The organism is Thermococcus sp. 9N3 (genome assembly GCF_012027685.1).
Taxonomy (GTDB): Archaea; Methanobacteriota_B; Thermococci; order Thermococcales; family Thermococcaceae; genus Thermococcus; species Thermococcus nautili.
This window is the reverse complement of record NZ_SNUV01000002.1, coordinates 83,819-105,751: the sequence shown is the minus strand read 5'-3', so window position 1 is coordinate 105,751 and position 21,933 is coordinate 83,819. Positions and strand designations below refer to the sequence as shown.

Here is a 21,933-nt window from a genome sequence, read left to right as displayed (position 1 = left end):
TCGGCCTTCCTCCCAAAAACCTCATCCATTGAAGCCTTTGGACGGGTGTCAAAAAGCATTAGACCCCACCTGTTTCAGGTGGGGTCCAGTTGTTAATAAGGGTTGCGATTTGATTTACCTCAAGGCCAAAGAAGTAGACCCTACCCGAAACGGGTACCCTCTACTCACCCCTCTGTATCTTTGCGTGACCGCCAACGAGGCTCTTCCTCAGCTCGAGGTTCCTTATCTCGCACTTCTCGTCTATGATGGAGCGCCATATTGTGGAGTTCCTGATTATGGTTTTTCTGAAGATTATCGAGTCGCTGACGTCGGAGTTCTCTATAACGCAGTCCTCCCCGATGTAGGCGAAGGGCCCTATAATCGAGCGGCCGAGTATTTTGGCGCCCCTCTTTACGACCACCGGCGGGATTATCTTTGCGTAGGGACTTATCTGGATTTCCTCAATGTGGCTTTCCTTCAAAAGCGTTCTCAGGGCCTCCAAGTAGCTGTCCGCGCTCCCTATGTCGTACCAGTACTCGGAGAAGCGGTAGGCCTTTATCGGCTCCCCCCTCGCGAGAAGCCACTGGACGAAGTAGCCCGGTGAATCTCGGTTCCCGTTGCTCAGGTACTCGTCAAGAAGTCCCATGACCCTCTCGGGAAAAACGTAGACACCGGTGCTGATTAGCGTCGAACGCGGCTGTGCCGGCTTCTCCTCAAAGGCGACAACCCTGTCGCCTTCAAGTACAACAACGCCGTAGCGCTTGGCCAGTTCAAGGTCGCCGACGTCGTAAACCGCTATAAGCGTGTCTCCGGAGTACCTCGCCAGAAAATCCTCCAGCGAGAACGAGAACAGGTTGTCTCCCGCTATGACAAGGTAATCATCTAAACCGAGCTCTTCAACGGCTTTCTTCATGGCGCCGATGGTTCCAAGCTTCTCTTCCTCGTGGAGAGTGTCCTCAACGATTAGCTCGACGCCGTACTCTTCCGCTATTGGCCTGAAGTGGGACTCAAAGAAGCGGTTGGTGGAGATGTAAACCGGCAGGTCGAGCCTTAGGACTTTCTCAAGGATGTGGTCTATTATCCTCTTCTCCCCGACCGGAAGCAGTGCCTTTGGGTTGTCCTTCGTTATCGGCCATAGCCGAGTTGCGTAGCCGCCGGCCATGATTAGGACCTTCATGGTTTTTCCCTCCTGAGTGCTTTTGAAATCGAGTCCATAAATTCCTCAATATCCGACAAGTTATCCTGGAGTATCTCATAAATAAACTCATCATCAACCTCCCAGTAAATGTGAACGAGTCTGTTCCGGAATCTCGTCATGAGAACAAGTCTCTTGGTTAAATCATCGTTAATGATTTCCCTCTCGTTTAAAACCCTGAATGAATCTGCGTAGTCCTTTGGAAGTCTCATTTTGTTCCTTGATATCAGGTGGTAGGCAATGTCAATGCACGCTTCGATTGCAACAAGAAGGTTGTACTTTGCGCTTGAAACGTAGTGTCTGTTCTGAAGAAATTCCTCCTTAGGAAGTTCCGAGAGCTCATAAAGTGCTTCCAGAGCAGTCCTCGCCTCCGACATCAGGCGAGTTACCTTCTCCTCATCGTATTCCAAGGGCCTCCCTCCTGTACATGTTCAGGTAGTATGAGTAATCGTGATACTCCCGCATCGTCCCCTCCTCGAAGTTGCACCGGGCTTTCTCGTCCCTGCTGAAGAGCAACAGGCCCCCAATGGCGCGGAACCTGAACGTTACAGGAGCGTCGTTGAGGACTCTAACGTCAACTGGAAGCCCGATTATTCTTGAGAGCTCCTCTTCCAGCTCCTCCTCATAGAACGGGTGAACCTCAGTACCCACGTAAACGGCGACGTCCACGTCTCTGAAGGGACCGTCCTCAAGGAAGGAGCCGTGCAGATAGGCGAAGGCAATCTCATCCCGCTTTGAGAGGAAATCCCTGAGTGACTTGATAATCCTTTCTTTTTCTTCCTTCCCCAGCGTGTAAACCCGCATGGTAGTGGGTATGGTGTTGGATACAAAAAACTTTCCCAAAGCTTAATAATAGTTGCTCAAACTCCGTATGGTGATACCATGAAGGTTCTCGTTACCGGTGGGGCTGGCTTCATAGGCTCGCACCTCGTTGATAATCTCATGGAGCTCGGACATGAGGTCAGGGTTCTCGACGACTTAAGCGCGGGCAGTCTGGACAACATAAAACGCTGGCTGGACAGCGAGAACTTTGAGTTCATCAAGGGTGATATGAGGAACCCGGAAATCGTGAGGGAGGCTGTTAAAGACGTTGAGGCCGTCTTCCACCTCGCGGCCAACCCTGAGGTTAGAATCGGCTCTCAGAGCCCCGAACTTCTCTACGAGACCAACGTGCTGATAACCTACAACCTTCTCAACGCGATGAGGGATTCGAGCGCCAAGTACCTCGTCTTCACGAGCTCTTCAACGGTTTACGGTGACGCCGAGGTCATACCTACTCCCGAGGACTACGCCCCGCTCGAACCTATAAGCGTCTACGGCGGGGCGAAGCTCGCGGCTGAGGCTTTGATAAGCGGTTACGCCCACACCTTCGGGTTCAAAGCCCTGATATTCCGCCTGGCGAACATCATAGGCGAGCGCTCCAACCACGGTGTAATCTACGACTTCATCAACAAGCTCAGGAAGAATCCGGAAGAGCTTGAAATACTCGGTGACGGAACGCAGAGGAAGAGCTACCTCCACGTGAGCGATACGGTTGAGGGAATGCTCAAAATATTCGAGCACTTTAAAGGAGATGCCAAAACCGTTGACTTCTACAACCTCGGCAACGATGACTGGATAACCGTTCGGGAAATAGCGGAGATAGTGAGCGAGGAGATGGGGCTTAAGCCGAGGTTCGTCTTCACTGGTGGAGTTGACGGCGGCAGGGGCTGGAAGGGCGACGTCAAGTTCATGCGCCTCAGCATAGAGAAGGCAAAAGCCACCGGATGGAGGCCGAGGCTCAACAGCTACGAGGCAGTGAGGAGAACAGTTAGGGAACTCCTCTGACCGAAAACTTTTTAAACCCTCCCTCGCCCTTAATCTCGGACACGCCCCGGTGGTGTAGCCCGGTCAATCATGCGGGACTCTCGATCCCGCGACCCGGGTTCAAATCCCGGCCGGGGCACCAGAATTCTTATGGGCCCGTGGCTCAGCCTGGTCAGAGCGCCCGCCTGATAAGCGGGAGGTCCGGGGTTCGAAGCCCCGCGGGCCCACCATCGAAACTTTGCTGGGCAAAGTTTCATCAAAGTTCGTGATTCCCTTCTGAAAAAAAGCCTATTCTTTGAGTGGATTTCTTTTTGAGTTGCTCCTTTGAGAGGATGAATTCCTTTAAAAGTGCCTTTTAATGGGGTTCAAGTATTTTTTGCGCTCCTTCGGAGCGCGAGTAGATGGAACCCGCGTGAAGGAGTCCTTGGAGTGTGAATTCAACCTCTCAACGGCTGACTTGATTTTGAAATCCTTTGAAGAGGAGCCCTAAAGAGGAATCACGAGCTTTTGGTCAAGCTTTCTCAAAGCTTGCTCTGTACTCTCAAACCCCCGGAGTGGGGCTTCGCCCCACAACCCCGTTTTCTTCCAAACCTCTGGGGGGCTAACGCCCCCACACCCCCAGAAAACTTTACTAGCGCGAAGTTTGACCAAGGTTTGTGATTCTTCTCCAAAAATGCGATTTCTAAGAAGTTTGCACTCTTAAAAGACAGTGTTATCAGGAGAATTCTTTTCAAAGGGGTCATTTAGGAGGGGTTCCTCTAAGAGGCGCTCCTCCGGAGCGCGAGAAAAGGTAAACCCGTGTGAGAAAGCTTCCAAAATCAGGGAATTTGCATTCTACAAGAATCCACTAAAAGCGCAAACACTCCAAAAAGAAGCCCCTGATGAAGGAATCACGAACTTTGATGAAACTTTGCCGGGCAAAGTTTCTTTGGTGAAGCTTTTCCCAAAAGCTTCCTTCGCAAGCGCTGGCGGAAGAGTAGGTGTTTTTGAACTTCATCCCAAGTAGCCTTCCAGTTGGTTTATGAAGTGGTCCAAACCACGGCTTCTCAGGCCTCTCTCCTCAAGAATCTTCTGGACAAGCTTGATTTTCTCAAAAAGAATGTGCGCCAATCTCTCAAAAGTCTCCACCTCAAGAAGCTTCCTTTGGACTTCTATTTCCTTCAGGACCACATTAAAATCAACTCCCAGCTCGAGAAGTCTTAAAATGTCGTCCACGTCCTTCGAGCGGCCCAATGACGTGACTCCCTTGAACAGAAACACATCCTCAACCGAGACGAGATGAACTCTGAGCTTTTTGAGTTCCTGAAACTCTTTAGGTACTACTGCTCGGTCAATCATTCCCCCACTCAGGTGAATTCCTCTCATAACCCGCTTTACAAAGACGTCGAGGTTGAAATCTCCCGTTTCTGGGTCAACCTTTTGATAAACTGCATCTGCACCCAGTTTTTTCTCATACTCATGCCCAAAGACCTTCAAATAGACTACGATTCCGCTGCTCGTTCGGAACTTGGGAGAGGGATTTATGAGAACGTTCTCAAGGGCCGTTAAAGTCCGATAATCTTTAACGACAACATCAACGTCGGCCGTTGCAGGCTTTATTCCCCTCAAGGCCAAGTTTCCACCGCCGATAAGGTAGAGGTCAATTTCATCGGAGCCCATCAACCCTGCCTTTTCATCAATTAGCTCGAACTCCCTAATCAGTCTTTCCCTCGTTATCACCTTCACAACCTCCAAAGTACCTCTTGCAAAGCTCCTCAACTTCCTCCCGCGAGGGGAACGGGTAGGATTTGACCTTCCCACGTAGAAACTCAAGGATATCCTCCACAATACTGGATACTTCAAACTTAGCGGCTAAGCGCTTAAGTCGCTCCTCGTTGAACGGATGAGCCTTTAGGAGGACAATGACGTAAAGGAGCTCCCTTGCATCGTAACCCGCCTTTAGGGCGTGGATAACGATTTCTTCAAGGTCAAGCTCCCTAGCCGGCCAGTAGTAGTGATAAACGCCCGAGGAAACTAGAGGTAATCCATAGTCAGAGAAACGGGCCAGCCCTGTGAGCTGAAAGTTTCCAAGGTGTTTCCCTTTGAACGTTTCCGTTGCAAGAATGAGTTCTTCAACCCCGCTCCACACGAGGACGGCCTTTTCATCGAACTCTTTAGCCCTAATGAAGTTCTGGAGGTAGAAGTACTCGTCGGCGAAGTCTTTAAGGACGCCAAAACGTTCGCTGATGAAGTACCCCTCTTTCCTTTTCCCGACGATGAGCATTTCCATGAGCTCGTTGAGAACTCTATGAAGTGTCGCTCTGCTCACGTTAGCCTTAAGCTGAACGAGCCAGGGCGGCTGGAGTTCCTCAACTTTAAGGGCTGAGAGTACCTTGAGTCTACTTCCACTGAGGACTTTGAGAGTCCTGTTTTTCGGGAGCATCAAGAGAATTTTTCTTAGGAGCTGGGTTGCTTTGTTATCGGCGAGTTTGGCTTTGAGCGGTCTTTTTCCTTCGATATTAACGAGGCCCTTTCGTTCGAGGGAATGCAGGGTAATAGAGAGAGTGCTCTTGGAGACGTTCATTTTACGGGCTAACTCTTTGAGTGTGATTGGTCCTGACGCTAGCGCCAAGAGCACTTTGAGCTCCGCCTTCCTGAGTGTCATGTCTCAAAATTACAAACAACTTAATAAAAACGTTTGGATTTTTGAGACAATAAAATGAAATCTCGCCCTAACGACGGACAGACACCTATTGAGCATGGCTCTAACTAGAAACAACAACTTAACTAAAAACATTTGTCTCCTCTGGTCGCGCAGGGTCCCGCCTAGAGCTTCAAATTCAAAGTTTCTCAAATACTGCTAAAAAATGTTTGGTATAAGGCAATAAAAAATGAACAAGGTGGAAGTTCTCAGGAAGCTCATGGAGCTTTCTTAGAGCTTGTTTGCTTCTCTGCGCGGTGGGTTTTGTCCAATGTAGTGAACGACGGTCCCATGGAGCTCTGACTAAGGTTCGTGATTCTTTTTCCAAAAATGCAATTCTAGGAAGTTTGCGCTTTCAAATGACCCTTTTTGTGGGAGGATTCTCTTTAAGGAACCCTTAAGATGGGGTTCCTCTGAGAAGCGCTCCTTCGGGGCGCGATAAAAAGTAAACCCCAACTAAAAAGCTTCCAGAAGTGAGAATTCCAAAACATCTCCTAGATGTTGAAAGTGCAAACGCTCTTGAAGAAGCCCTTGTTAAATGAATCACAAACTTTGATGAAACTTTTGCTTGGCAAAAGTTTCTAGGGAGTAAAATTTATAAATCCTCCCCTTTAGCTATTCAACGGGCACAGCCCCGTGGTGTAGCGGCCAAGCATGCGGGACTCTGGATCCCGCGACCGGGGTTCGAATCCCCGCGGGGCTACCATCGTCTAAGGGCTCCAGAACCCCGAACCCCCTCTCTTAAATTCCCTTCTCGAACCTCGTGTTATACCTCAAAACGTATTTTTGCCGTTGATGTTTATCCTAACATGTCGCGATTTTCCTGGTCTTTCCCATGAATTTGCCTTCAAAGATGAGCTGGATGCACGGTTCTGCCCGTTTATTTTGGAAAATCCGTGAAATTCCGTTTGATGTTCCGACTATTTCTGCCTTTGTTTTTGAACATAGGCCTTTTGTTGAGCGTTTTTACCCGAATTCAGCCTGATTCACTTTCTCTTCTTCTCTAACTTCCCTTCTCGAACTTTTGAGGCAGGTTTAAATACTACCTTTCCCTATTCTTCCCAAGGCCGGGTCTTACTCCGGCCGGGAGGTCGTAGTCATGAAGAGGGATTTTGAGAGTGAAATGGTTGAGATGCTCCGCGAGAGGGAGCTGACCGTTGCATTCATCACCCGTTTTCTTATGGAAAGGGGCTTTGACGTCACGAGACAGGGGGTCGAGCGGGCCCTCAGACGGTTGGCCAAGGCCGGTCTCGTCGAGACGAGGGTCGGCAACAACGGTAGAAAACACTACAGGTTAGCACGGTGATTGCCATGGGGACCTCCTCGGTCATACTCGGAAACAGCAGGAGGATGCTCATGATTGAGTACCTCCAGAAGTCCGACGGGAGGGCCGAGCTGAGGGATATGGTTGAGTACATAGCCGAGAACGAGGGGAACACTGACCGGAAGCACAGAAAGAGCGTTTACGTGAGCCTGGTTCAGACGCATATTCCGAAGCTCGAGCGCGAGGGGGTTATAACCTTCAAGCACGGCGTCATAACCCTCGTGAAGGTGCCCGACGATGTCACAGTTTACATGGAGACCGTCAAGAAGAACGACATAAGCTGGAGCTCCTTCTATATTGGGCTCTCGCTGATGTTCTTCATAACGGCCCTCTACCTGAACAACCTTCACCTCGCCCTCGCATCGCTGGTTTACGCCGGTGTTGGGGTTATCCACCACAGGAAAATGAAGCGCATTTAGGCCTTCTTTTCTTGGGTAATCTCCCATTACCGGCCGTTAATCCGACATTTCATATATACCCCAACGGGTCAAGGAATTAGTGAGCAACCCGATGGGGTTGCAGAGGCACTGCGTTGATTTCACCGTTGCAGTGGTCGTGAGTGTGTCTTGGTTTAGGGATGAACCTTCACTCTCACCGCTGGCTTCTCTGCCACAGTGCCTCCAATCTGGAGGCGAAAAAAATGAGAAAGAATATTGCCCTTGGAATTTTTGGCCTGTTGGTGGCCTTTGGTCTCGTGTTAGGGGCTGGAGCCAACTTCAGGGACTACAACGCTGACAGGAGTGTCCACTGGGACATCGTCAGCGATGATAACGAGCTCATTGATTTAACGCCCATTCAGCCCTACGCGTACATAAACGACGGTGGCGTTCTCGTCGTTGATATAAGCCCGGACAACCCGAACTACCCAGGCTACGGCCAGGGCCTCAGCCCGAACTCGGAGTACAACTTCGACGAGGTCTTTGAGGTAAGCAACGACCTTTGGGAGGACAACATGACCATCGTCGTCAGGATTACCAATGCCAACGCCGCGATACAGTTCTACGGCGCTGACAGGGATATACACTACGTTTCGACCGGCGAGATAGTCGACGCCAGCGACAACGCTAAGAACGACGTCTGCTTCGTTGTTGGTCCCGGAGAGGCCGTTAAGGTTGGTATGGACTTCACCGTTGGCAACATTGTTAGCAACACCACCTTCCCGGTTAAGGAGAGCAGCACTATACACATCCAGGCCTACAGGCTCGGCACCGAGCCCAGCGAGCTAGTCGGCAAGTGCGGTCAGGGGTCATGAAGGGGGTATGAAAGATGAATAAACTATTTGGATTGGCTTTACTGATGGTTGGAATGCTCCTGGCGGTTGGAGCCGGGGCAAACTTCAGGTATTACTCTGCCGACAGGCAGGCGAGCTTTGATGTCGTCTCCGACGACAACGAGCTGATTGATTTGACGGCCCTTCAGCCCTACGTGACCTATGATACGGGTAAGCTCTATGTTCAGCTGAACAAGTACAACACAAACAGGCCCGAAGGTGGAGGCGAAGGAATGAGCCCGAACACGACCTACGTCTTTGAGGAGATGTTCCAGGTAAGCAACGAGCTCTGGGAGAACGACAACGGAAGCTACCCGATATGTGTCACCATTAAGACCGCACATGCGGATGTGTTAATCTTCGCGGGAACCTACGACAGCCCCATAGCGGGACCTGCCCACAACATAAACTTCACCGTGACCCACGGAAACCCCATCCCCGTTGGAATGATATTCGACAACACAAACTCAACTCTCGGTGACTACCAGTTCCAGATGAGCATTGAGGCCGTTGCCGGCGAATGCACCGGTGGGCCCCAGTGATTTCTTTTCGGGGCCTTTGCCCCAACCCCTTTGAGGGGGAGTTGCTATGAAAAAAATACTTGAGTTCACCTTTGCTTTCATTGTGATTGCCTTTCTCCTTGGCTCGTTAGCGGGCTTTTTCTTGGACCGCCCCGTGTTTCTCTCGTACGTTTACTCCGATAGCATGACGCCCACCATAAACAGGGGCGACCTCTTCTTGATGAATCCCTTTGCGAAGAACTTTGAGGTTGGCGATATCATAGTTTTCCACAGGCGCGACGGCTGGACGGTTCACAGAGTCTTCGCGGTTACCGAGGAGGGCATTATAACAAAGGGCGACAACAACGTTGCCACCGACCAGCAGGACGGCCTTTATCCGCCCGTAAACAACTCTGACGTGGCAGGAAAGGTGGTCGTTCTCTTCGGCAAACCTCTTGTCCTGAGGGGAGGGGGGAACTTAATCCAGTCCCTGAGGGCAAGGCTCAGCAACGTCTACGCGATAGCGGTCCTCCTTATCGTCGGGGCGTTCCTTACGTTTTCGGGGGACTCCAAAAGGAAGAAGCGAGTTAAGTACTACCGCGTGAGCATTAGAACCCTATACGCGGTTGCATCGGCCCTGATAGTGGCAGGCTTTCTCTTCGTGACGGTTGCCTCGTGGGGAACGCTGGCATTCACTTACTCCTCAACGCTCGCCGGCGGCCAGAGGGAGGGATGGTACCTTCCGGGTTCAACCTTCGATAAGAACCTGAGCGTCGAGAACAAGGCCCTGTACCCGTTCTACTACTTCATCAGCGGCGACGGCGAACGGGCCCAGCTGCTGGGGCCGACGTTTTTCCGCATTGGTGGAGGTTCAAGCGTTGAAGTTCCCGTCCACGTCACCGTTCCAGAGGACACAAAGATTTACAGGGAGGAGTTCCAGGTTAGGTCTTATCCGGCAATCCTTCCCGCTTCACTCGTGATTTTCCTGTACTCCTTCAGCCCGTATCTCCCGCTCGTAGCCTACGCCCTGCTAATCTCGGCAGTGCTCCTGGCCTTCTACCATCTCGCGGGGATTTCGGAGGGGGACGTTCTTAGAATCAGGAAACGGAGGGGAAGTATCCTCTCCAAGGTACTCGGAGATGGTTAGCATGAGAAAATTCATACTTATTACGACTTTCCTCCTCGGGCTGCTCCTGATAGTGGGTTCGAGCGGGAATTTTCGGGCTTACACTGCAAGTAGGAGTGCCGAGTTTGATGTTGTGAGCGGAAGCGATTCCTACATAGCATACCGCTGTCTGTCGGAGCCGGTTCCGGTTAACGCAAGCTCGGGCGTGGAGTTCACGGCCATAACAGTTGAAAACCTGATGGACCGGCCGATAACGTTCCACGTGGAGGGGGACTACTCAGCCCTTCCGGATGGCCTCAGCGGGAGCGTTAACGGTTCAACTTACACCCTTGAGCCGGGCGAATCGGCTGCAATCGGCGGGAGCTTCTCGGCGGATGATGACGTTGATGACGGCACCTACGGAGTTCCCCTGACCGTTTACGCGGAGTGGGATGGGGGAAGCGCCGAGCTCAAGGACTGCTCGATGTACGCTAAGGTTGAGAAGCCAACCTACGTGCTCAGGAAGGCCATAGTTGGGGACGTTTACAACTACACTGTTTGGAACTGGTATTCGATAACCCTGCAACTCAACTTCACCAACAACGGTCCTGAGGGCGACTTCGTCATAAAGGACTTCATTCCCTCGCAAAGGGGCGCGTTGTACGTGCCGTTCCACCCCGATGCAAGTTCTGGCGATGCCGACATGCATTTCCGGGTTGGTCACTGCGGCTGCTGGGGCTGGCTCATAGTGTGGCACGTCCACGTAGCCCATGGGGAGACGGTAACCCTGAACATTCCAATGAGCGTTATCTTCTACTGCCCGCGTGATTACGTCCTCAACTGCGGGGCTCACCTGTGCGGCACCGACGTCGTCTCGAATAAAATCACGGTTCACGTAACTGGAGGTCGTTGATTATGAAGATTGATAAAAAGCGGGCGCTCCTCGGAGGTCTCGCCCTCTCGGTTTCCCTCGCCTTCATCTTTGCCATCTACTCGGGCGTTGCCTACTCGAGGGAGCCGGTAACAACGAAGGCAACCTACTCAAAAGCCTACGCGCAGGAGGGACACTTTACGGCCTATGGGCTGTTCTCGAACGAAACCGTTTACGGTAACGGGACTTCCCTTGAGTACTATCCCTCAAAGATAACCGACGTGATAGTTGGGACATACGAGTTCTCATCGGACGGTGCTAGGGGAAGCTACGAAGCCGTTCTCCACGTCAACTACTACGTCACCTCGGGCAAGAAGAGGGTCTACATCGTCAACGACACGAAGCTCCTCGCCAAGGGCACCTTCGTGAATTCCTTCGAGGTTCCAGTTGAGCTGAACTTTACTGAGCTGAATGAGAGACTCCAGATGGTTCGCGAAGGAACGGGCCTCTACCGTGCCGAGAGGGAAGTTTACGTCACCGTGAAAGTTCTGGCCAACGGGAGGGAGTCCTTCACCCAGGAAATCCGGCTGAAGCGCGACGCATCAGGGATGCTGTACTTCAGCGGAACGGACAAGGAGTACCAGAAGGTCGTGAGAACGGTCAGCACAACTACGAACTCGCTCTCCTTTGCCGGCTCGAACGTCGGGGTTTCGACGGCCAGAACCGTTTTCCCGGCCATGGCACTGCTCTTCGCGATTCCTCCCGCGGGGTTCATCTACGCCAAGCGCGAAAAGAAGGAACGCGAGCCCAAGGAGCTGAAGGGCCTGAAGAAGTACACGGTTGAGGGAACGTCCCCCGACGGGAAGCGCGTTGAGCTCTCCTCCCCGAAGGACCTTGAGAGGGTCTTCGAGCTCGTTGACAGGCCGATAGTGCACTACCGCGACGGCGAGACTGACGTCTATGCGATAACCGACGGTGAAATCGTTTACGAGTACCGGGCGAATTAGCCCGGACACCAACAACTTTAAAAGCCCAAGCGGAAAGCCACCTTAGGAATTCTAAAAGGGTTAGAGGTGGTTAGAGATGAACCCGTTCCACGAGCTTGAGCCCGGACCGAACGTTCCGGACGTTGTGTACGCGCTCATAGAGATTCCGAAGGGGAGCAGGAACAAGTACGAGCTCGACAAGAAGACCGGACTCCTCAAGCTTGACCGCGTCCTTTACAGCCCGTTCTTCTACCCGGTGGACTACGGAATAATACCCCAGACCTGGTACGACGACGGCGACCCCTTCGACATAATGGTCATCATGCGCGAGCCCGTTTACCCGCTCACCATCATCGAGGCCAGGCCGATAGGCATAATGAAGATGGAGGACAGTGGAGACAAGGACTGGAAGGTTCTCGCCGTCCCGGTTGAGGACCCGTACTTCAAGGACTGGAAGGACATCGACGACGTTCCCAAGGCCTTCCTCGACGAGATTGCCCACTTCTTCCAGCGCTACAAGGAGCTCCAGGGCAAGGTCACCAAGATTGAGGGCTGGGGCAACGCCGAGGAGGCCAAGAAGGAAATCCTCCGTGCCATAGAGCTCTACAAGGAGAAGTTTGGAAAGAAGTGATTCCTTTCAACTCTTTTTGGAGGTCAGGCCATGTACAAGCTTTTGACGGTTAAGGACGTCGTCAGGATTCCGCCCAGGATGTTCACGATGGACCCGAAGGAGGCCGCCAAGAAGGTTCTCCGCGAGACCTACGAGGGCATCTATGATAGAGATGAGGGAGTTATCCTGGCAATCCTTGACGTCCACGACGTTGGGCAGGGAATAATCGTCCCAGGCGACGGGGCCACTTACCACGAGGTAACCTTTGACGTCCTCGTCTGGAAGCCCGAGAACCAGGAGGTCGTTGAGGGCGAGGTCGTTGAGATGATGCCCTACGGCGCCTTCATCAGAATCGGCCCGATGGACGGTCTTGTCCACATAAGCCAGCTCATGGACGACTACGTCGTCTTCGACGAGAAGAACAGGCAGTTCATAGGCAAGGAAACCAACCGCGTCCTCAAGCTCGGCGACTTCGTGAGGGCGAGGATAATCGGCATAAGCGTCAAGAGCAGAATCATCAGGGAGAACAAGATTAACATGACCATGCGCCAGCCCGGTCTCGGAAAGTTCGAGTGGATTGAGAAGGAGAAGAGAAAGGCCAAGGAGGAGTGAGCATGGCGAAGGAGAGGGCCTGCAGGCACTGCCACTACATAACGACCGAGGACCGCTGTCCCGTCTGCGGGAGCAGGGATTTGAGCGACGACTGGTTTGACCTCGTCATAATCCTCGACACCGAGAGCAAAATTGCCAAGAAACTCCGCGAGAGCATACCAGAGGCCGCCAAAGTTCCTGGCAAATACGCCATAAGGGTCAGGTGAAATGCTGTTCCGCCTAACTGAAGAGCTCCGGCGAGAGCTCAAGGAACCGCTGGGAGAGCTGATAAGGGGCCCGATTCCGGAGCCCTACCTTCGGATTAAGGACGAGCTTAGGGGTAAGACCGTAATCACCGTCGGGGACGTCGTTACGGAGAACGTCCTCAAGCTCGGCATTTCCCCTTCCCTTGCCCTCTACGACCTCAGGACGAAGAGGGCCGACTATTCTCCCGACATAAACGCGAAGGCCGTCTTCATGACCGTTTCTAATCCCCCCGGGACCATAACGAAAGCTTTATTAGACGCCATCAGAAAGGCCTTCCGCCTCGTCGAGCGGGGCAGGCCAGTTCACATACTCGTCAGCGGTGAGGAGGATTTGGGGGCGATTCCGGCGGTGCTCTACGCCCCTCTCAACTCGGTCGTCCTCTACGGCCAGCCCGACGAGGGGGTAGTGCTTATAAAGGTAACACCCGAATGCAAGCGCAGGTGTGCGCAAATACTTGCCAAGATGGAGGTGGTTCGTGATGGAGATTAAGGTGACCGAGATAAGGGAGAACAAGCTCCTCGGGAGAAAGGAGATATACTTCGACATCATCCACGAGGGCGAGCCTACCCCGAGCAGGGAAGCGGTGAAGGGTAAGCTCGTCGCCATGCTCGACCTCGACCCGAACACCACCGTTCTCCAGTACATCAGGAGCTACTTCGGAAGCCACGTCAGCAAGGGCTACGCCAAGGCCTACGAGACGAGGGAGAGGATGCTCTACATAGAGCCTGAGTACATCCTCGTTAGGGACGGCCTCATTCAGAAGGAGGAAGAGTGAGGTGGTGTAAATGGCCAAGGGCAAGAAGAAGACCAGCCAGAAGTGGAAGCTCTACGAGGTTAAGGGTGGAAAGGTCGTCAGGAAGAACAAGTTCTGCCCGCGCTGCGGGCCGGGCGTTTTCATGGCCAACCACAAGGACCGCTGGTCCTGCGGAAGGTGCGGCTACACCGAGTGGAAGAAGTGATTTCCCTTTCTTTCCTTTGAACTGGACTTTTCTGAGGACTTCTCAGAAGATAAAAGAGAGGAAATCAGCCAAGAGCCGCCTGGACTGCCAGGTCGGCCCTGACTATTCCGTAGCCGTAGTAGATGTCCCATCCGGGGTCTCCGAGGTCGTCGGCGGTAACGTGGAGGATTCCCCTGACGGTGTTGGTGTTCATGTCGGTTCCGTTGAGTACGGCTCTATAATAGTTGGCGATACGAAGGCGATAGCCAGTGGAGAATACGCCAACATAACCGCCTGTCAGCTCGACCCCGATAAATACGCCGTTGACGATGCCGTTTTGAGGCTTTTCAAGAACCTTGGGGGAGATGGCTGTACAAAGCCCGTGCTCGTTGACCTGGGGGACACGATGATAAGCTACGTCTCCCTTCCGGGCGTTCCCAGGTCTATATCTCCGATAACGGTGACCCTTAGGATATGGAGGGTGGGAGGATGAAAAGGCGCGGCTTTATAATAAACTCAACAGTCCTCGTTCTGCTCATACCCTTACTCCTGCTCCTTGCAACGTACAGCAACGTTACTTCCTACGTTCTTCAAGCACAGTCGCAGGCAGCTCGTCTAAAAACAACGCAGGACGTGGTCTCGTATCTCCAATTTGACCTTCAGAACGTTATGCGTCTGTCCCTAAAGAGGGCTCTCGTTCTCAGCATTGCCTTCGTTACAACTGTTGAACCCCTTGACAACGCTCAGCTTGCCCTGGAAAGTCTGGTTAAGTATGGAAGCTACTCGCAGATAAATTCTGCTGGTGCCGATTGGATTTCCCGGGAAAGGCAGTTCATGGGCAACGCAACCCTGCTCGATTGGCTGAACAACATGAGGGACTACCTGGCAACCATGGGTTATAGAATGGTCACTCCACCATCCCAGATACTCAATGACATCCGCCTTACTATAGCCCCCCTTGATTCGTTCCATATCGTTGCAAACATCACGATTCCCCAGATTGTCATAGAGGATTCCTCCGGCAAGATAGTTTACAACTCCAGCATACCTCCTACGGGCTCCCTTTACGTCGTCGTGCCTGTGACAAACCTCGAAGACCCTCTGATTTCCTACCTAACCAAGGGTAGGCTATCTCGGGTTATCGTCCCCTGTAAGTTCGCATACCCAAACATAACCCCTCCGTATTATCTCGTAAACGGCTATGGCGACCCCCAGACAAAGCCCCTTAAGTTTGCTGCCCCATTTGCTTCGGCCATCTCCTCCGACGCAATCTACTATGGGGACACATACCCGGGCGGCGGTGCTCTAGCTTACGTTCTCAAAGAGCAGCCGACAACAACCCCGAGCTCCGCCTTTGTTTTTGACACCCGCGTAAATGGGTCCCTGATTTCTCCGGCTAGTGTTTTCAACGATGGGGACATGGGCGTCATGGTGTTCTCCGGTAGGGTTGGTGCTGGGACTTCCTGGTGCAACGACAACTATCAAATGAAGGCTGGCTTTACGCTCTCGGGAGTCTCTGATGGACAGATTGTTCTCCTGAAGTTCAACCCCTCCTCTGTCCCGTTCTCTCAGATACGTCACAATGGAGCGTATGCGGACATGGCAATATACACATCCAGCTGTACCCTTGCCAATTACTGGATTGAGAAGTGGGACTCAAACGAGATTCTTATATGGCTGAAGGTTACGGGTACCTCCTATTCAATCTACTATTCCTCCGATGGAACCCAGCCTCTGAGCAGGGGGCAGTTGTACTATGTTTTCGGGGATAACTACACAGAGAACGTTGACCTCTCTCCGGGTCAGTCTATGTTCCTCTTCAACACCGATTCTCCCGTCTTTGTCCGCTACAACGCCTCCGCATCTGCTAATTCTGACTTTGGTGGGGGGGTTGAGCTTAACGTTCCGGCACTGGTGCCGTCAAATGTTCTTAAAGTTTCCATTGACTATCCCTATACCGTTTCAGATGTGCAGGTTCCAATTTATCTGAACTCAACCTGGGCATCGCGGATTCCGCACTCTGGGAACGAAGCCCAAATCGAGGTCTACTCTGATTCCGGCCTGACCCAGCGGTTGCCCTTCTGGATTGAGTACTGGAACGACAACGGGGCCCTGATATGGGTCAGGACTAGCGTTCCAGGCGACGTCTACATTAAGTTCGGAGACGACCTACCGCTCACCAGAGGGGATGGGGATGAGGTGTTCCTGTGGTTCTATGACAAGAAAACTACCGTTAATGATGGGAAGAGCGTCTCTTTTGACGTCTCAAAGTATAATCTTTATGGCAACATAGCAATACGCTTTAGTATGAGACCAACCAAAAACAAGGCATGGAATGCAGGTGTACGGATTTATACAAGTTACACATATTGGGGCGAGTATACTGATAGATATTACATAGACTTTACAGATGACCTTGTTAATAAAAACAATGGTCTTAGGATATGGGGTTACTGGTATGATGATTATTATGGGAAATGGTATTACCAAGGCGCTACCAGTGCTGGCGAGACGAGAGGATGTTGTGCCTATAGGACATATGAAGTGATAATATTGCCTTCTGGATGGATTGGTGCCTATCCAGTAACAAATGTCTCGTTTCTTGATTATGGCCAGACAAAGTGGAGCTACTTTAAGGAGCCTGTGAGGGCAAACTATGACGACAATTACTTTAGGGTATACCACGAACCCCTTGAGAGGGTATCTCTAATAAATAAAAAGGACAACAATGATAACAATGTCATTTTCCAGTGGATTTTCATCAGAAAATACCTGAATCTCGCAGACCTAGACGAAAGTATCTCCCGGGTTTATACCCCTGAGCCAATTTCATTCCAGCTCGTTGACAACTGGACGACGGCTGGAAGACTGTTCATACTCCAGGACTGGGGGACAACCCTCGCGAGCTACTCAACTGGCACCTGGCCGATTAACGTCCCCAACCGCTATGAGGTTGATGTGGTGCCTTCCAGCACTGGGCTCTTCCTCAACTACACTCACAACCCCAACTCCGTGATTCCAGAAAACTCAAGGACGGTGGTGGATGTTTCCATCGCCGGTGACGTTGGTGTCTACCTTACTGTAAGAAACAGCGCTGAAAACTCCGCCCACTTTTCCTGGGTCTTCTGGGGTCCGTACCCCTACGCCGTTCTTTCGCCCCTCGTTGGGGTTCCCGAGCAGAAGCCACCAGAGGGCAACTATGTGACCGCGAGGGTCTTTGACATTCAGCCCTTCCGCCAATGCGTTATCGACGAAAGGTACTTCGGTGTCGCGGGTGCTCCATCCTTCTTCGAGCGCCTTGAGGGTGGAAGCTCGGCACACCGCGCCCACTACATCTCCCTGGCTGAGGCTATGCAGAGGGCGGTTTACGGTGGTGTCAGATATCCGATTGGCCTGGTGAGCTTCATACTTCCCAAGAACCTTCCTGCAAACCTTAACTTCCTGGTTCGCGAGCAACCTGCGGTTGACTACATATACCTTGACTACGCTGACTATCCAGGTGACGACCCAGACGCAATGCAGGTCCTTGGAATCTCAGCCACGGGAGGAATAACGTCAACTCCCGTCCTGGACCAGAACTTTTACCTTACTCCGGCCACCGCAAGCCTCATATTCGGCCCGTACGCCAACGACCTGCTCGTTCCAATAGGCTCAGGGTGATGTAAATGGCAGTGGACGAGTTCCTCTACTCAATCGGTGAGGGGGTAGAGCGCATCGCCTCCGCCTTCAGGTCTTTCCTTTTCCCGGAACCCGCCGAGAACCCACCGCGTTTCGGTTTCACGCGGAGGCTCGTTAAATCCAGGGTCACACTCCACGAGCTCTTCAGCCTTCACCTCCAACTCTGCTTCCTGCTCTACCTGGTCCTGAACTTTGTGGTGGTGTTCCTGGTGAGTAGCCCCCTGTGGGTGCTCATCCTGGCGGTTCCCTACTTCCTGTACCTCCGCTACATTTTCAACCGCTACGGCCACTTTCTCCTTGAGGAAAAGCCATACCGGGTGTTTTACACAGTAATTTCGGCGCTCTCTTTCCTCGCGTTCTTTGGCTACTCAATCGTCAGGCTCTACGCCGGTGGAGTCCTCTACGTCTACGCCTACGTGATGGGGATAGCCGTCCTCGTCCTGCTCTTCCGCTGGTACTTCAAGAGAACCTTTGGCAGGGACTACACGTACGGCGTCGTCGAGGAGCTCAAAGGCGACCTCGTCAGGGTATTCGTGCACGATGACCTCTCCGCCAACGTCAAGCCCGGCCTTTACTGGCTCCCGGCCGTTCCGGATGTGGAACCCGGCAGGGTCGTCAAGGTTCTCGTGGAGGACAGGGCCTTCAGGAGCGCCAAGCCCGTGAGGATAATCGAGGTCTATCTCTCTCAGTCCTCCCAGAGCTCCACCGAGCCGAAGAACGCTATGGAATGAAGGACGAGCAGGTAAATGGAGTGGTGAGGTTCTACCAGGTTGGTTTTGGCGAACCCCTCTCCCCTCTTCTCTATCACTAGGGGTTCGACCAGCGGGTGTCCGGGGTCGAGTGTCAGGGAGTCTCCTTGGCTCTTCACCTGGTACCCTATTCCTCGCGCAACCCTCTCCACGAACCCCCTGAACATCTCCCACCTGTAGACCCGGGTTCTGTAGTAAACCGTGTGCCCCACACTATCACCAACGAAGGTAATGTTAGAACCTTAAAAAGTTTTTCTTAATGCAACTTTGTGACGTAACAACCCCATTAAGTTTTTAAGGACAGCCCATCGTGCTCGGTTGGTGGTGTCATGATAGACGTTGTGACCCTTTTTAAGTACCTCCTGATTCTCTACGGTGGTCTGTTTGCGATAACGAACCCAGTTGGAGCCGTTCCTGTGTTCTTGAGTGTTACCCATGACCTCAGCCTGAGGGAGAGGCGGGAGATAGCGACGAAAACGGCCCTGACCGTTATCGTGACCCTAATCGTTTTTGCCCTCATCGGTCAGTGGATTTTCAAGTTCTTCGGCTCAAGCGTTGACGCTTTCGCGATAGCCGGTGGAATCCTCCTCTTCAGGATGGCAATGGACATGCTCTCGGGCAGACTCTCCTCCGTCAAGATAAGCAGGGAAGAGACAGAGGAGTTCGATGAAGAAGTCGTCACGCTTGAGGAGGTCGCCATAATACCCCTCGCAATCCCCCTGATTTCCGGCCCAGGTGCCATAACGACGGTGATGCTCTACATGGCGAAGGCCGGGAGCGTCGCCGAGAGGGCGGTTGTCCTGCTCACGATAGTTCTCATCGGCGTTACGGTCTGGCTCGTTCTCTGCTCGGCGAACGTGATTAAGGCCCGCCTTGGAAGGGTCGGCATAAAGGTAATGACGAGGATGATGGGTCTAATCCTGACGTCGATGGCCGTCCAGATGATTATAAACGGCATCAAGGGGGCCTTTGGCCTCTGATTTTTCCAAAACCCTTAAATCGTCCGGGTTGAACTTTCATCGGTGTTGAAAATGCGTGGAGACCTGATAAGGATTCTGAGCGCCGTTGAGGAGAAGGCGAACGAGCTGAAGCTTGAGGATTTCGAGCCCGACGTGGTTCTCGTCGGAGGGGAGGCCTACGAGTTCATAAAGGTTCAGGTGAACGAGGAGTTCGGTGGCGACGAGGAGGTTCTTGAGCTCTCTGGGCTTCCCGTGAGGATAGTTGATGAACTCGGCAAGGACGCGGTTGTGATAGACAGCAAGGCCCTCGGCTACGCACCCGCCGCCAAGCGCTTCACCGTTGTGAGGTGACCAGCCAGGCCCTTCCGTTTCTCATTTCGACCCTTACTCCGGCCAGAAACAGCAGGCTCAGCGAGACTGCCATAACGTCCGCCAGACTGCCCGGGTTCCTTAAGTCACCCTTCTCGCGCATGAACGCGTCGAACTCCTCAAGGCTCATCCTTCCCTCCACGACGTCTTTCGCCTTTTCCCTAACGAGCTCAGCTTCATCCCTACCGGCCTTGCGCAGGATTAGCGTGTCGAGGTTTTCAGCGAGGAGTTCAATGAAGACCCCAACAATGGTCTCCTCCAGCGGGCAGGGGATTCTTTCTGCGAGCCTCTCGAAGGTCCCGTAGGTGAGCCTGTAACCCTCAATCCACTCGCGGAAGATGAGCTCCCGCTCTCTGCTAATCTCGGCAATCCTGGAAAGGTTTATCCTGTCTCGGAAGAGTTCCTCGAAGGCCTTCTCCGAGTAGACATCGTACTTCACCCCGCTCGGGAGCCCCTTGGGGTTCGCGATTCTTATCGCCCGGTAGAGCTCCATCGTGTCCCCCACCGTTGACTCCTCGATGAGTAGCTTCGCCTTCTCGCCACCCTCCAGTATCTTCCTCGTCATCGAGAGCCCCATCAGGAGCGGAATCGAGAGGACGATTACCCCGAAGTTCGGGTTGGCATCTTGTACCCTCTTGCTCGCCTCAACGCCACGCCTTATGAGCTCACCTATTCCGGCCTCGTTCGGCCTGAGAAGACCGGAGCGGATTGACTCAGCCCGCTTTATCGCCTCGTGGTAGATGCCGGCCAGGGCAGGATACGCAACGAGAAAGTTGTAGATGCTCAAATCCTCGAAGTCCCTTCTCCTGCTCACGTTCCCTGGCTTTGGAACGGCTACCTCTATTAACGGCCCCGTGAGAAAAGCCCTGATGAGCTCCCACCGGTTCATTCTTCCACCGGTAGAAAAGAGGGGAGAAACCTTAAAATGCTTTCTCAGCGGAGCAGTTTGACGAACTCCCTCATCCAGGCGTACAAATCCCCGGGGTGCCTTGAGCTGACCCAGTTGCCGTCAACGACAACCGGCTCATCAACCCATTCTACCCCAGCGTTCCTCATGTCGTCCCTTATTCCGGCGTAGCTCGTCCCCTTCCTACCCCTGAGCACCCCGGCTGAGATGAGTATCTGCGGCCCGTGGCAGATGCTCGCGACCGGCTTTCCGTCCTCGAACATCTTCCTCGCTATCGCCACGGCCTTCTCGTTGAGCCTCACCCTTTCCGGTGCCCTTCCGCCGGGCAGAACGAGGGCGTCGAATTCATCGGGGTCAACCTCGTCAAAGGCCAGCTGGACTTCGACGGTGTAGCCGTGCTTTCCGGTAATCTTCCCGCGCTCGAAGCTCGCTATGTAGACCTCGTGCCCCTCCTCCTTGAGTCTGTGAAGTGGATAAATCAGCTCAACGTCCTCAAAATCGTTGGCGCTGAGGAACAGAACCTTCACTTCAATCACCCCCTTAACGTTCAGAAGAATATATGGGTGACCGCTTATAACCCTAACTGGACAAAAATGGTTAGAGCGGGAGCTCGGTGGTTTCCTTGTGGGTCTTGAGGACGACCATCGTGTGGGTTGATTCGACCCCGTCGACCTCTCCAATCTTGTCGAGGAACTCGTTGAGCTCTTCACTGCTCCTCGTCCTAATCTTGACGAGCATGTCGTAGTCCCCGGTCGTCTCGTAGACCTCGCATATCTGGGGGTACTTCTTGAGCTCGTCCGCGACGTGGCCGTACATCCCGGCGCGGGCCTTTATGAGAATGAAGGCGAGAATCTTGAAGCCCAGTGAGTCCGGGTCGAGAATGACCGTGAACTTCTTTATTATTCCCCTATCCTTCAGCTTCTTTATGCGCTCGTATATGGTTGATTCGGCGAGACCGACTTCCTTAGAAATCTCACGAAGGGGCGTTCTGCTGTTCCGCTGGAGTATCGTGAGTATTTTTCTATCAACCTCATCCAGACCGCTCCTCGTCATTCTCACCACCGTCATGGAAAATTTTCGGCAATCCTTATAAATTTGCCGATTCTCGATAACCATACGTTTATAAAACGCCGTTCGTCTTTTAGTTCC

Annotated in this window: 29 protein-coding genes and 3 tRNA genes; 22 read left to right on the top strand and 10 right to left on the bottom strand. The window is 52.8% G+C overall.

From position 1 onward, the window contains the following. Positions 1 to 160: 160 nt before the first annotated feature. Genes E3E30_RS07585 through E3E30_RS07575 form a run of 3 tightly spaced genes read right to left on the bottom strand, consistent with a single transcriptional unit; the run spans position 161 to position 1,978 of the window. Positions 161 to 1,156: an NDP-sugar synthase gene (locus tag E3E30_RS07585; protein WP_167729112.1), complete on the bottom strand. Its 996-nt coding sequence runs from the start codon at positions 1,154 to 1,156 to the stop codon at positions 161 to 163. Beyond that, positions 1,153 to 1,584, bottom strand: a complete 432-nt coding sequence (locus E3E30_RS07580) for a DUF86 domain-containing protein (RefSeq protein WP_167729111.1) — start codon at positions 1,582 to 1,584, stop codon at positions 1,153 to 1,155. The genes E3E30_RS07585 and E3E30_RS07580 overlap by 4 nt, the downstream gene beginning before the upstream one ends. Continuing rightward, positions 1,571 to 1,978, bottom strand: a complete 408-nt coding sequence (locus tag E3E30_RS07575; RefSeq protein WP_167729110.1) for a nucleotidyltransferase domain-containing protein — start codon at positions 1,976 to 1,978, stop codon at positions 1,571 to 1,573. Before E3E30_RS07575 ends, E3E30_RS07580 begins: the two co-directional genes overlap by 14 nt. A 78-nt stretch (positions 1,979 to 2,056) precedes the next feature. On the opposite strand from E3E30_RS07575, the gene E3E30_RS07570 reads away from it, so the two are divergent. From E3E30_RS07570 to E3E30_RS07560, 3 genes are all read left to right on the top strand, one after another. Beyond that, positions 2,057 to 3,001 (top strand): NAD-dependent epimerase/dehydratase family protein, encoded by a 945-nt coding sequence (locus tag E3E30_RS07570; RefSeq protein WP_167729109.1) that lies wholly within the window; start codon positions 2,057 to 2,059, stop codon positions 2,999 to 3,001. Positions 3,002 to 3,044: 43 nt separating this feature from the next. Further along, positions 3,045 to 3,122 (top strand) — tRNA-Glu (locus tag E3E30_RS07565). A gap of 10 nt (positions 3,123 to 3,132) precedes the next feature. After that, a tRNA-Ile gene (locus tag E3E30_RS07560) sits at positions 3,133 to 3,210 on the top strand. 763 nt (positions 3,211 to 3,973) lie between these two features. On the opposite strand, the gene E3E30_RS07555 is transcribed toward E3E30_RS07560, so the two are convergent. Continuing rightward, complete coding sequence (locus E3E30_RS07555; RefSeq protein ID WP_167729108.1) at positions 3,974 to 4,699, bottom strand: hypothetical protein; 726 nt, start codon at positions 4,697 to 4,699, stop codon at positions 3,974 to 3,976. Next, positions 4,674 to 5,624 (bottom strand): helix-turn-helix domain-containing protein, encoded by a 951-nt coding sequence (locus tag E3E30_RS07550; RefSeq protein WP_167729107.1) that lies wholly within the window; start codon positions 5,622 to 5,624, stop codon positions 4,674 to 4,676. Before E3E30_RS07550 ends, E3E30_RS07555 begins: the two co-directional genes overlap by 26 nt. A gap of 666 nt (positions 5,625 to 6,290) precedes the next feature. On the opposite strand from E3E30_RS07550, the gene E3E30_RS07545 reads away from it, so the two are divergent. The 14 genes from E3E30_RS07545 (at position 6,291) to E3E30_RS07480 (ending at position 14,143) form a co-directional block, all read left to right on the top strand. Next, positions 6,291 to 6,366 (top strand) — tRNA-Gln (locus E3E30_RS07545). Positions 6,367 to 6,759: 393 nt separating this feature from the next. Further along, positions 6,760 to 6,966 carry a GntR family transcriptional regulator gene (locus E3E30_RS07540; RefSeq protein WP_042691391.1) on the top strand — a complete coding sequence of 69 codons (207 nt, stop codon included), beginning with the start codon at positions 6,760 to 6,762 and terminating at the stop codon, positions 6,964 to 6,966. Between the two features lie 5 nt (positions 6,967 to 6,971). Then, complete coding sequence (locus E3E30_RS07535; RefSeq protein WP_042691394.1) at positions 6,972 to 7,403, top strand: hypothetical protein; 432 nt, start codon at positions 6,972 to 6,974, stop codon at positions 7,401 to 7,403. 221 nt (positions 7,404 to 7,624) lie between these two features. After that, entirely contained in the window at positions 7,625 to 8,236 is a 612-nt protein-coding gene (locus E3E30_RS07530; RefSeq protein WP_167729106.1) for a DUF1102 domain-containing protein, read from the top strand. Positions 8,237 to 8,250: 14 nt separating this feature from the next. Further along, entirely contained in the window at positions 8,251 to 8,796 is a 546-nt protein-coding gene (locus tag E3E30_RS07525; protein ID WP_167729105.1) for a DUF1102 domain-containing protein, read from the top strand. A 46-nt stretch (positions 8,797 to 8,842) separates the two neighbouring features. Beyond that, positions 8,843 to 9,901, top strand: coding sequence for a signal peptidase I (locus E3E30_RS07520; RefSeq protein WP_042691402.1), 1,059 nt, complete (start codon positions 8,843 to 8,845; stop codon positions 9,899 to 9,901). Position 9,902: 1 nt separating this feature from the next. Further along, positions 9,903 to 10,772, top strand: a complete 870-nt coding sequence (locus tag E3E30_RS07515) for a hypothetical protein (protein WP_042691405.1) — start codon at positions 9,903 to 9,905, stop codon at positions 10,770 to 10,772. 2 nt (positions 10,773 to 10,774) lie between these two features. Beyond that, positions 10,775 to 11,737, top strand: coding sequence for a DUF5305 family protein (locus tag E3E30_RS07510; RefSeq protein ID WP_167729104.1), 963 nt, complete (start codon positions 10,775 to 10,777; stop codon positions 11,735 to 11,737). 76 nt (positions 11,738 to 11,813) lie between these two features. Continuing rightward, positions 11,814 to 12,347, top strand: a complete 534-nt coding sequence (locus E3E30_RS07505; RefSeq protein ID WP_167729103.1) for an inorganic diphosphatase — start codon at positions 11,814 to 11,816, stop codon at positions 12,345 to 12,347. Between the two features lie 30 nt (positions 12,348 to 12,377). Beyond that, positions 12,378 to 12,938 carry a DNA-directed RNA polymerase gene (locus tag E3E30_RS07500; RefSeq protein WP_042691412.1) on the top strand — a complete coding sequence of 187 codons (561 nt, stop codon included), beginning with the start codon at positions 12,378 to 12,380 and terminating at the stop codon, positions 12,936 to 12,938. 2 nt (positions 12,939 to 12,940) lie between these two features. Further along, on the top strand, positions 12,941 to 13,144 hold the full coding sequence (spt4, locus tag E3E30_RS07495) for a transcription elongation factor subunit Spt4 (protein ID WP_042691415.1): 204 nt from the start codon (positions 12,941 to 12,943) through the stop codon (positions 13,142 to 13,144). Position 13,145: 1 nt separating this feature from the next. Further along, complete coding sequence (locus E3E30_RS07490; RefSeq protein WP_167729102.1) at positions 13,146 to 13,673, top strand: GTP-dependent dephospho-CoA kinase; 528 nt, start codon at positions 13,146 to 13,148, stop codon at positions 13,671 to 13,673. Next, a complete protein-coding gene (locus E3E30_RS07485) occupies positions 13,663 to 13,959 on the top strand; it encodes a 30S ribosomal protein S24e (protein ID WP_167729101.1) in 297 nt (98 codons plus the stop codon). Before E3E30_RS07490 ends, E3E30_RS07485 begins: the two co-directional genes overlap by 11 nt. A 10-nt stretch (positions 13,960 to 13,969) precedes the next feature. Next, entirely contained in the window at positions 13,970 to 14,143 is a 174-nt protein-coding gene (locus E3E30_RS07480; protein ID WP_011250646.1) for a 30S ribosomal protein S27ae, read from the top strand. Positions 14,144 to 14,207: 64 nt separating this feature from the next. Here the strand turns inward: E3E30_RS07480 and E3E30_RS11420 are convergent, their stop codons facing one another. After that, positions 14,208 to 14,336, bottom strand: a complete 129-nt coding sequence (locus E3E30_RS11420; protein ID WP_277342784.1) for a hypothetical protein — start codon at positions 14,334 to 14,336, stop codon at positions 14,208 to 14,210. On the opposite strand from E3E30_RS11420, the gene E3E30_RS07470 reads away from it, so the two are divergent. Genes E3E30_RS07470 through E3E30_RS07460 form a run of 3 tightly spaced genes read left to right on the top strand, consistent with a single transcriptional unit; the run spans position 14,304 to position 18,531 of the window. Next, positions 14,304 to 14,615 carry a hypothetical protein gene (locus tag E3E30_RS07470; protein WP_167729100.1) on the top strand — a complete coding sequence of 104 codons (312 nt, stop codon included), beginning with the start codon at positions 14,304 to 14,306 and terminating at the stop codon, positions 14,613 to 14,615. The two genes, E3E30_RS11420 and E3E30_RS07470, sit on opposite strands and share 33 nt — an antisense overlap. Next, the gene (locus tag E3E30_RS07465) at positions 14,612 to 17,782 is read left to right on the top strand and encodes a DUF2341 domain-containing protein (protein WP_167729099.1); all 3,171 of its coding nucleotides are present in this window, start codon (positions 14,612 to 14,614) and stop codon (positions 17,780 to 17,782) included. The genes E3E30_RS07470 and E3E30_RS07465 overlap by 4 nt, the downstream gene beginning before the upstream one ends. 5 nt (positions 17,783 to 17,787) lie before the next feature. Next, on the top strand, positions 17,788 to 18,531 hold the full coding sequence (locus E3E30_RS07460; protein WP_167729098.1) for a DUF2101 family protein: 744 nt from the start codon (positions 17,788 to 17,790) through the stop codon (positions 18,529 to 18,531). Here the strand turns inward: E3E30_RS07460 and E3E30_RS07455 are convergent. After that, complete coding sequence (locus tag E3E30_RS07455) at positions 18,486 to 18,761, bottom strand: TonB-dependent receptor (RefSeq protein ID WP_167729097.1); 276 nt, start codon at positions 18,759 to 18,761, stop codon at positions 18,486 to 18,488. The genes E3E30_RS07460 and E3E30_RS07455 overlap by 46 nt on opposite strands. Positions 18,762 to 18,878: 117 nt before the next feature. On the opposite strand from E3E30_RS07455, the gene snatA reads away from it, so the two are divergent. Together snatA and E3E30_RS07445 are read left to right on the top strand one after the other, a co-directional pair. Continuing rightward, positions 18,879 to 19,529 (top strand): neutral amino acid NAAT transporter SnatA, encoded by a 651-nt coding sequence (gene snatA, locus E3E30_RS07450; protein ID WP_042691461.1) that lies wholly within the window; start codon positions 18,879 to 18,881, stop codon positions 19,527 to 19,529. A gap of 51 nt (positions 19,530 to 19,580) precedes the next feature. Continuing rightward, on the top strand, positions 19,581 to 19,859 hold the full coding sequence (locus tag E3E30_RS07445) for a family 4A encapsulin nanocompartment shell protein (protein WP_167729371.1): 279 nt from the start codon (positions 19,581 to 19,583) through the stop codon (positions 19,857 to 19,859). Here the strand turns inward: E3E30_RS07445 and E3E30_RS07440 are convergent. The 3 genes from E3E30_RS07440 to E3E30_RS07430 all read right to left on the bottom strand — a co-directional run bounded on the left by E3E30_RS07440 (position 19,843) and on the right by E3E30_RS07430 (position 21,837). Beyond that, a complete protein-coding gene (locus E3E30_RS07440; protein WP_167729096.1) occupies positions 19,843 to 20,766 on the bottom strand; it encodes a triphosphoribosyl-dephospho-CoA synthase in 924 nt (307 codons plus the stop codon). The genes E3E30_RS07445 and E3E30_RS07440 overlap by 17 nt on opposite strands. A gap of 44 nt (positions 20,767 to 20,810) precedes the next feature. Beyond that, positions 20,811 to 21,311 (bottom strand): deglycase PfpI, encoded by a 501-nt coding sequence (pfpI, locus tag E3E30_RS07435; RefSeq protein ID WP_167729370.1) that lies wholly within the window; start codon positions 21,309 to 21,311, stop codon positions 20,811 to 20,813. A 70-nt stretch (positions 21,312 to 21,381) separates the two neighbouring features. Further along, complete coding sequence (locus E3E30_RS07430; protein WP_042691471.1) at positions 21,382 to 21,837, bottom strand: Lrp/AsnC family transcriptional regulator; 456 nt, start codon at positions 21,835 to 21,837, stop codon at positions 21,382 to 21,384. Positions 21,838 to 21,933: the final 96 nt, after the last annotated feature.

Coding starts and splice junctions, on each gene's coding strand:
- E3E30_RS07430 (WP_042691471.1), bottom strand. CDS start 21,837: ATGACGAGGAGCGGTCTGGATGAGGTTGATAGAAAAATACTCACGATA.
- spt4 (WP_042691415.1), top strand. CDS start 12,941: ATGGCGAAGGAGAGGGCCTGCAGGCACTGCCACTACATAACGACCGAG.
- E3E30_RS07440 (WP_167729096.1), bottom strand. CDS start 20,766: ATGAACCGGTGGGAGCTCATCAGGGCTTTTCTCACGGGGCCGTTAATA.
- E3E30_RS07530 (WP_167729106.1), top strand. CDS start 7,625: ATGAGAAAGAATATTGCCCTTGGAATTTTTGGCCTGTTGGTGGCCTTT.
- snatA (WP_042691461.1), top strand. CDS start 18,879: ATGATAGACGTTGTGACCCTTTTTAAGTACCTCCTGATTCTCTACGGT.
- E3E30_RS07465 (WP_167729099.1), top strand. CDS start 14,612: ATGAAAAGGCGCGGCTTTATAATAAACTCAACAGTCCTCGTTCTGCTC.
- E3E30_RS07510 (WP_167729104.1), top strand. CDS start 10,775: ATGAAGATTGATAAAAAGCGGGCGCTCCTCGGAGGTCTCGCCCTCTCG.
- E3E30_RS07570 (WP_167729109.1), top strand. CDS start 2,057: ATGAAGGTTCTCGTTACCGGTGGGGCTGGCTTCATAGGCTCGCACCTC.
- E3E30_RS07505 (WP_167729103.1), top strand. CDS start 11,814: ATGAACCCGTTCCACGAGCTTGAGCCCGGACCGAACGTTCCGGACGTT.
- E3E30_RS07585 (WP_167729112.1), bottom strand. CDS start 1,156: ATGAAGGTCCTAATCATGGCCGGCGGCTACGCAACTCGGCTATGGCCG.
- E3E30_RS07445 (WP_167729371.1), top strand. CDS start 19,581: ATGCGTGGAGACCTGATAAGGATTCTGAGCGCCGTTGAGGAGAAGGCG.
- E3E30_RS07525 (WP_167729105.1), top strand. CDS start 8,251: ATGAATAAACTATTTGGATTGGCTTTACTGATGGTTGGAATGCTCCTG.
- E3E30_RS07490 (WP_167729102.1), top strand. CDS start 13,146: ATGCTGTTCCGCCTAACTGAAGAGCTCCGGCGAGAGCTCAAGGAACCG.
- E3E30_RS11420 (WP_277342784.1), bottom strand. CDS start 14,336: ATGAACACCAACACCGTCAGGGGAATCCTCCACGTTACCGCCGACGAC.
- E3E30_RS07500 (WP_042691412.1), top strand. CDS start 12,378: ATGTACAAGCTTTTGACGGTTAAGGACGTCGTCAGGATTCCGCCCAGG.
- E3E30_RS07480 (WP_011250646.1), top strand. CDS start 13,970: ATGGCCAAGGGCAAGAAGAAGACCAGCCAGAAGTGGAAGCTCTACGAG.
- E3E30_RS07460 (WP_167729098.1), top strand. CDS start 17,788: ATGGCAGTGGACGAGTTCCTCTACTCAATCGGTGAGGGGGTAGAGCGC.
- E3E30_RS07485 (WP_167729101.1), top strand. CDS start 13,663: ATGGAGATTAAGGTGACCGAGATAAGGGAGAACAAGCTCCTCGGGAGA.
- E3E30_RS07515 (WP_042691405.1), top strand. CDS start 9,903: ATGAGAAAATTCATACTTATTACGACTTTCCTCCTCGGGCTGCTCCTG.
- E3E30_RS07575 (WP_167729110.1), bottom strand. CDS start 1,978: ATGCGGGTTTACACGCTGGGGAAGGAAGAAAAAGAAAGGATTATCAAG.
- E3E30_RS07550 (WP_167729107.1), bottom strand. CDS start 5,624: ATGACACTCAGGAAGGCGGAGCTCAAAGTGCTCTTGGCGCTAGCGTCA.
- E3E30_RS07535 (WP_042691394.1), top strand. CDS start 6,972: ATGGGGACCTCCTCGGTCATACTCGGAAACAGCAGGAGGATGCTCATG.
- E3E30_RS07540 (WP_042691391.1), top strand. CDS start 6,760: ATGAAGAGGGATTTTGAGAGTGAAATGGTTGAGATGCTCCGCGAGAGG.
- E3E30_RS07520 (WP_042691402.1), top strand. CDS start 8,843: ATGAAAAAAATACTTGAGTTCACCTTTGCTTTCATTGTGATTGCCTTT.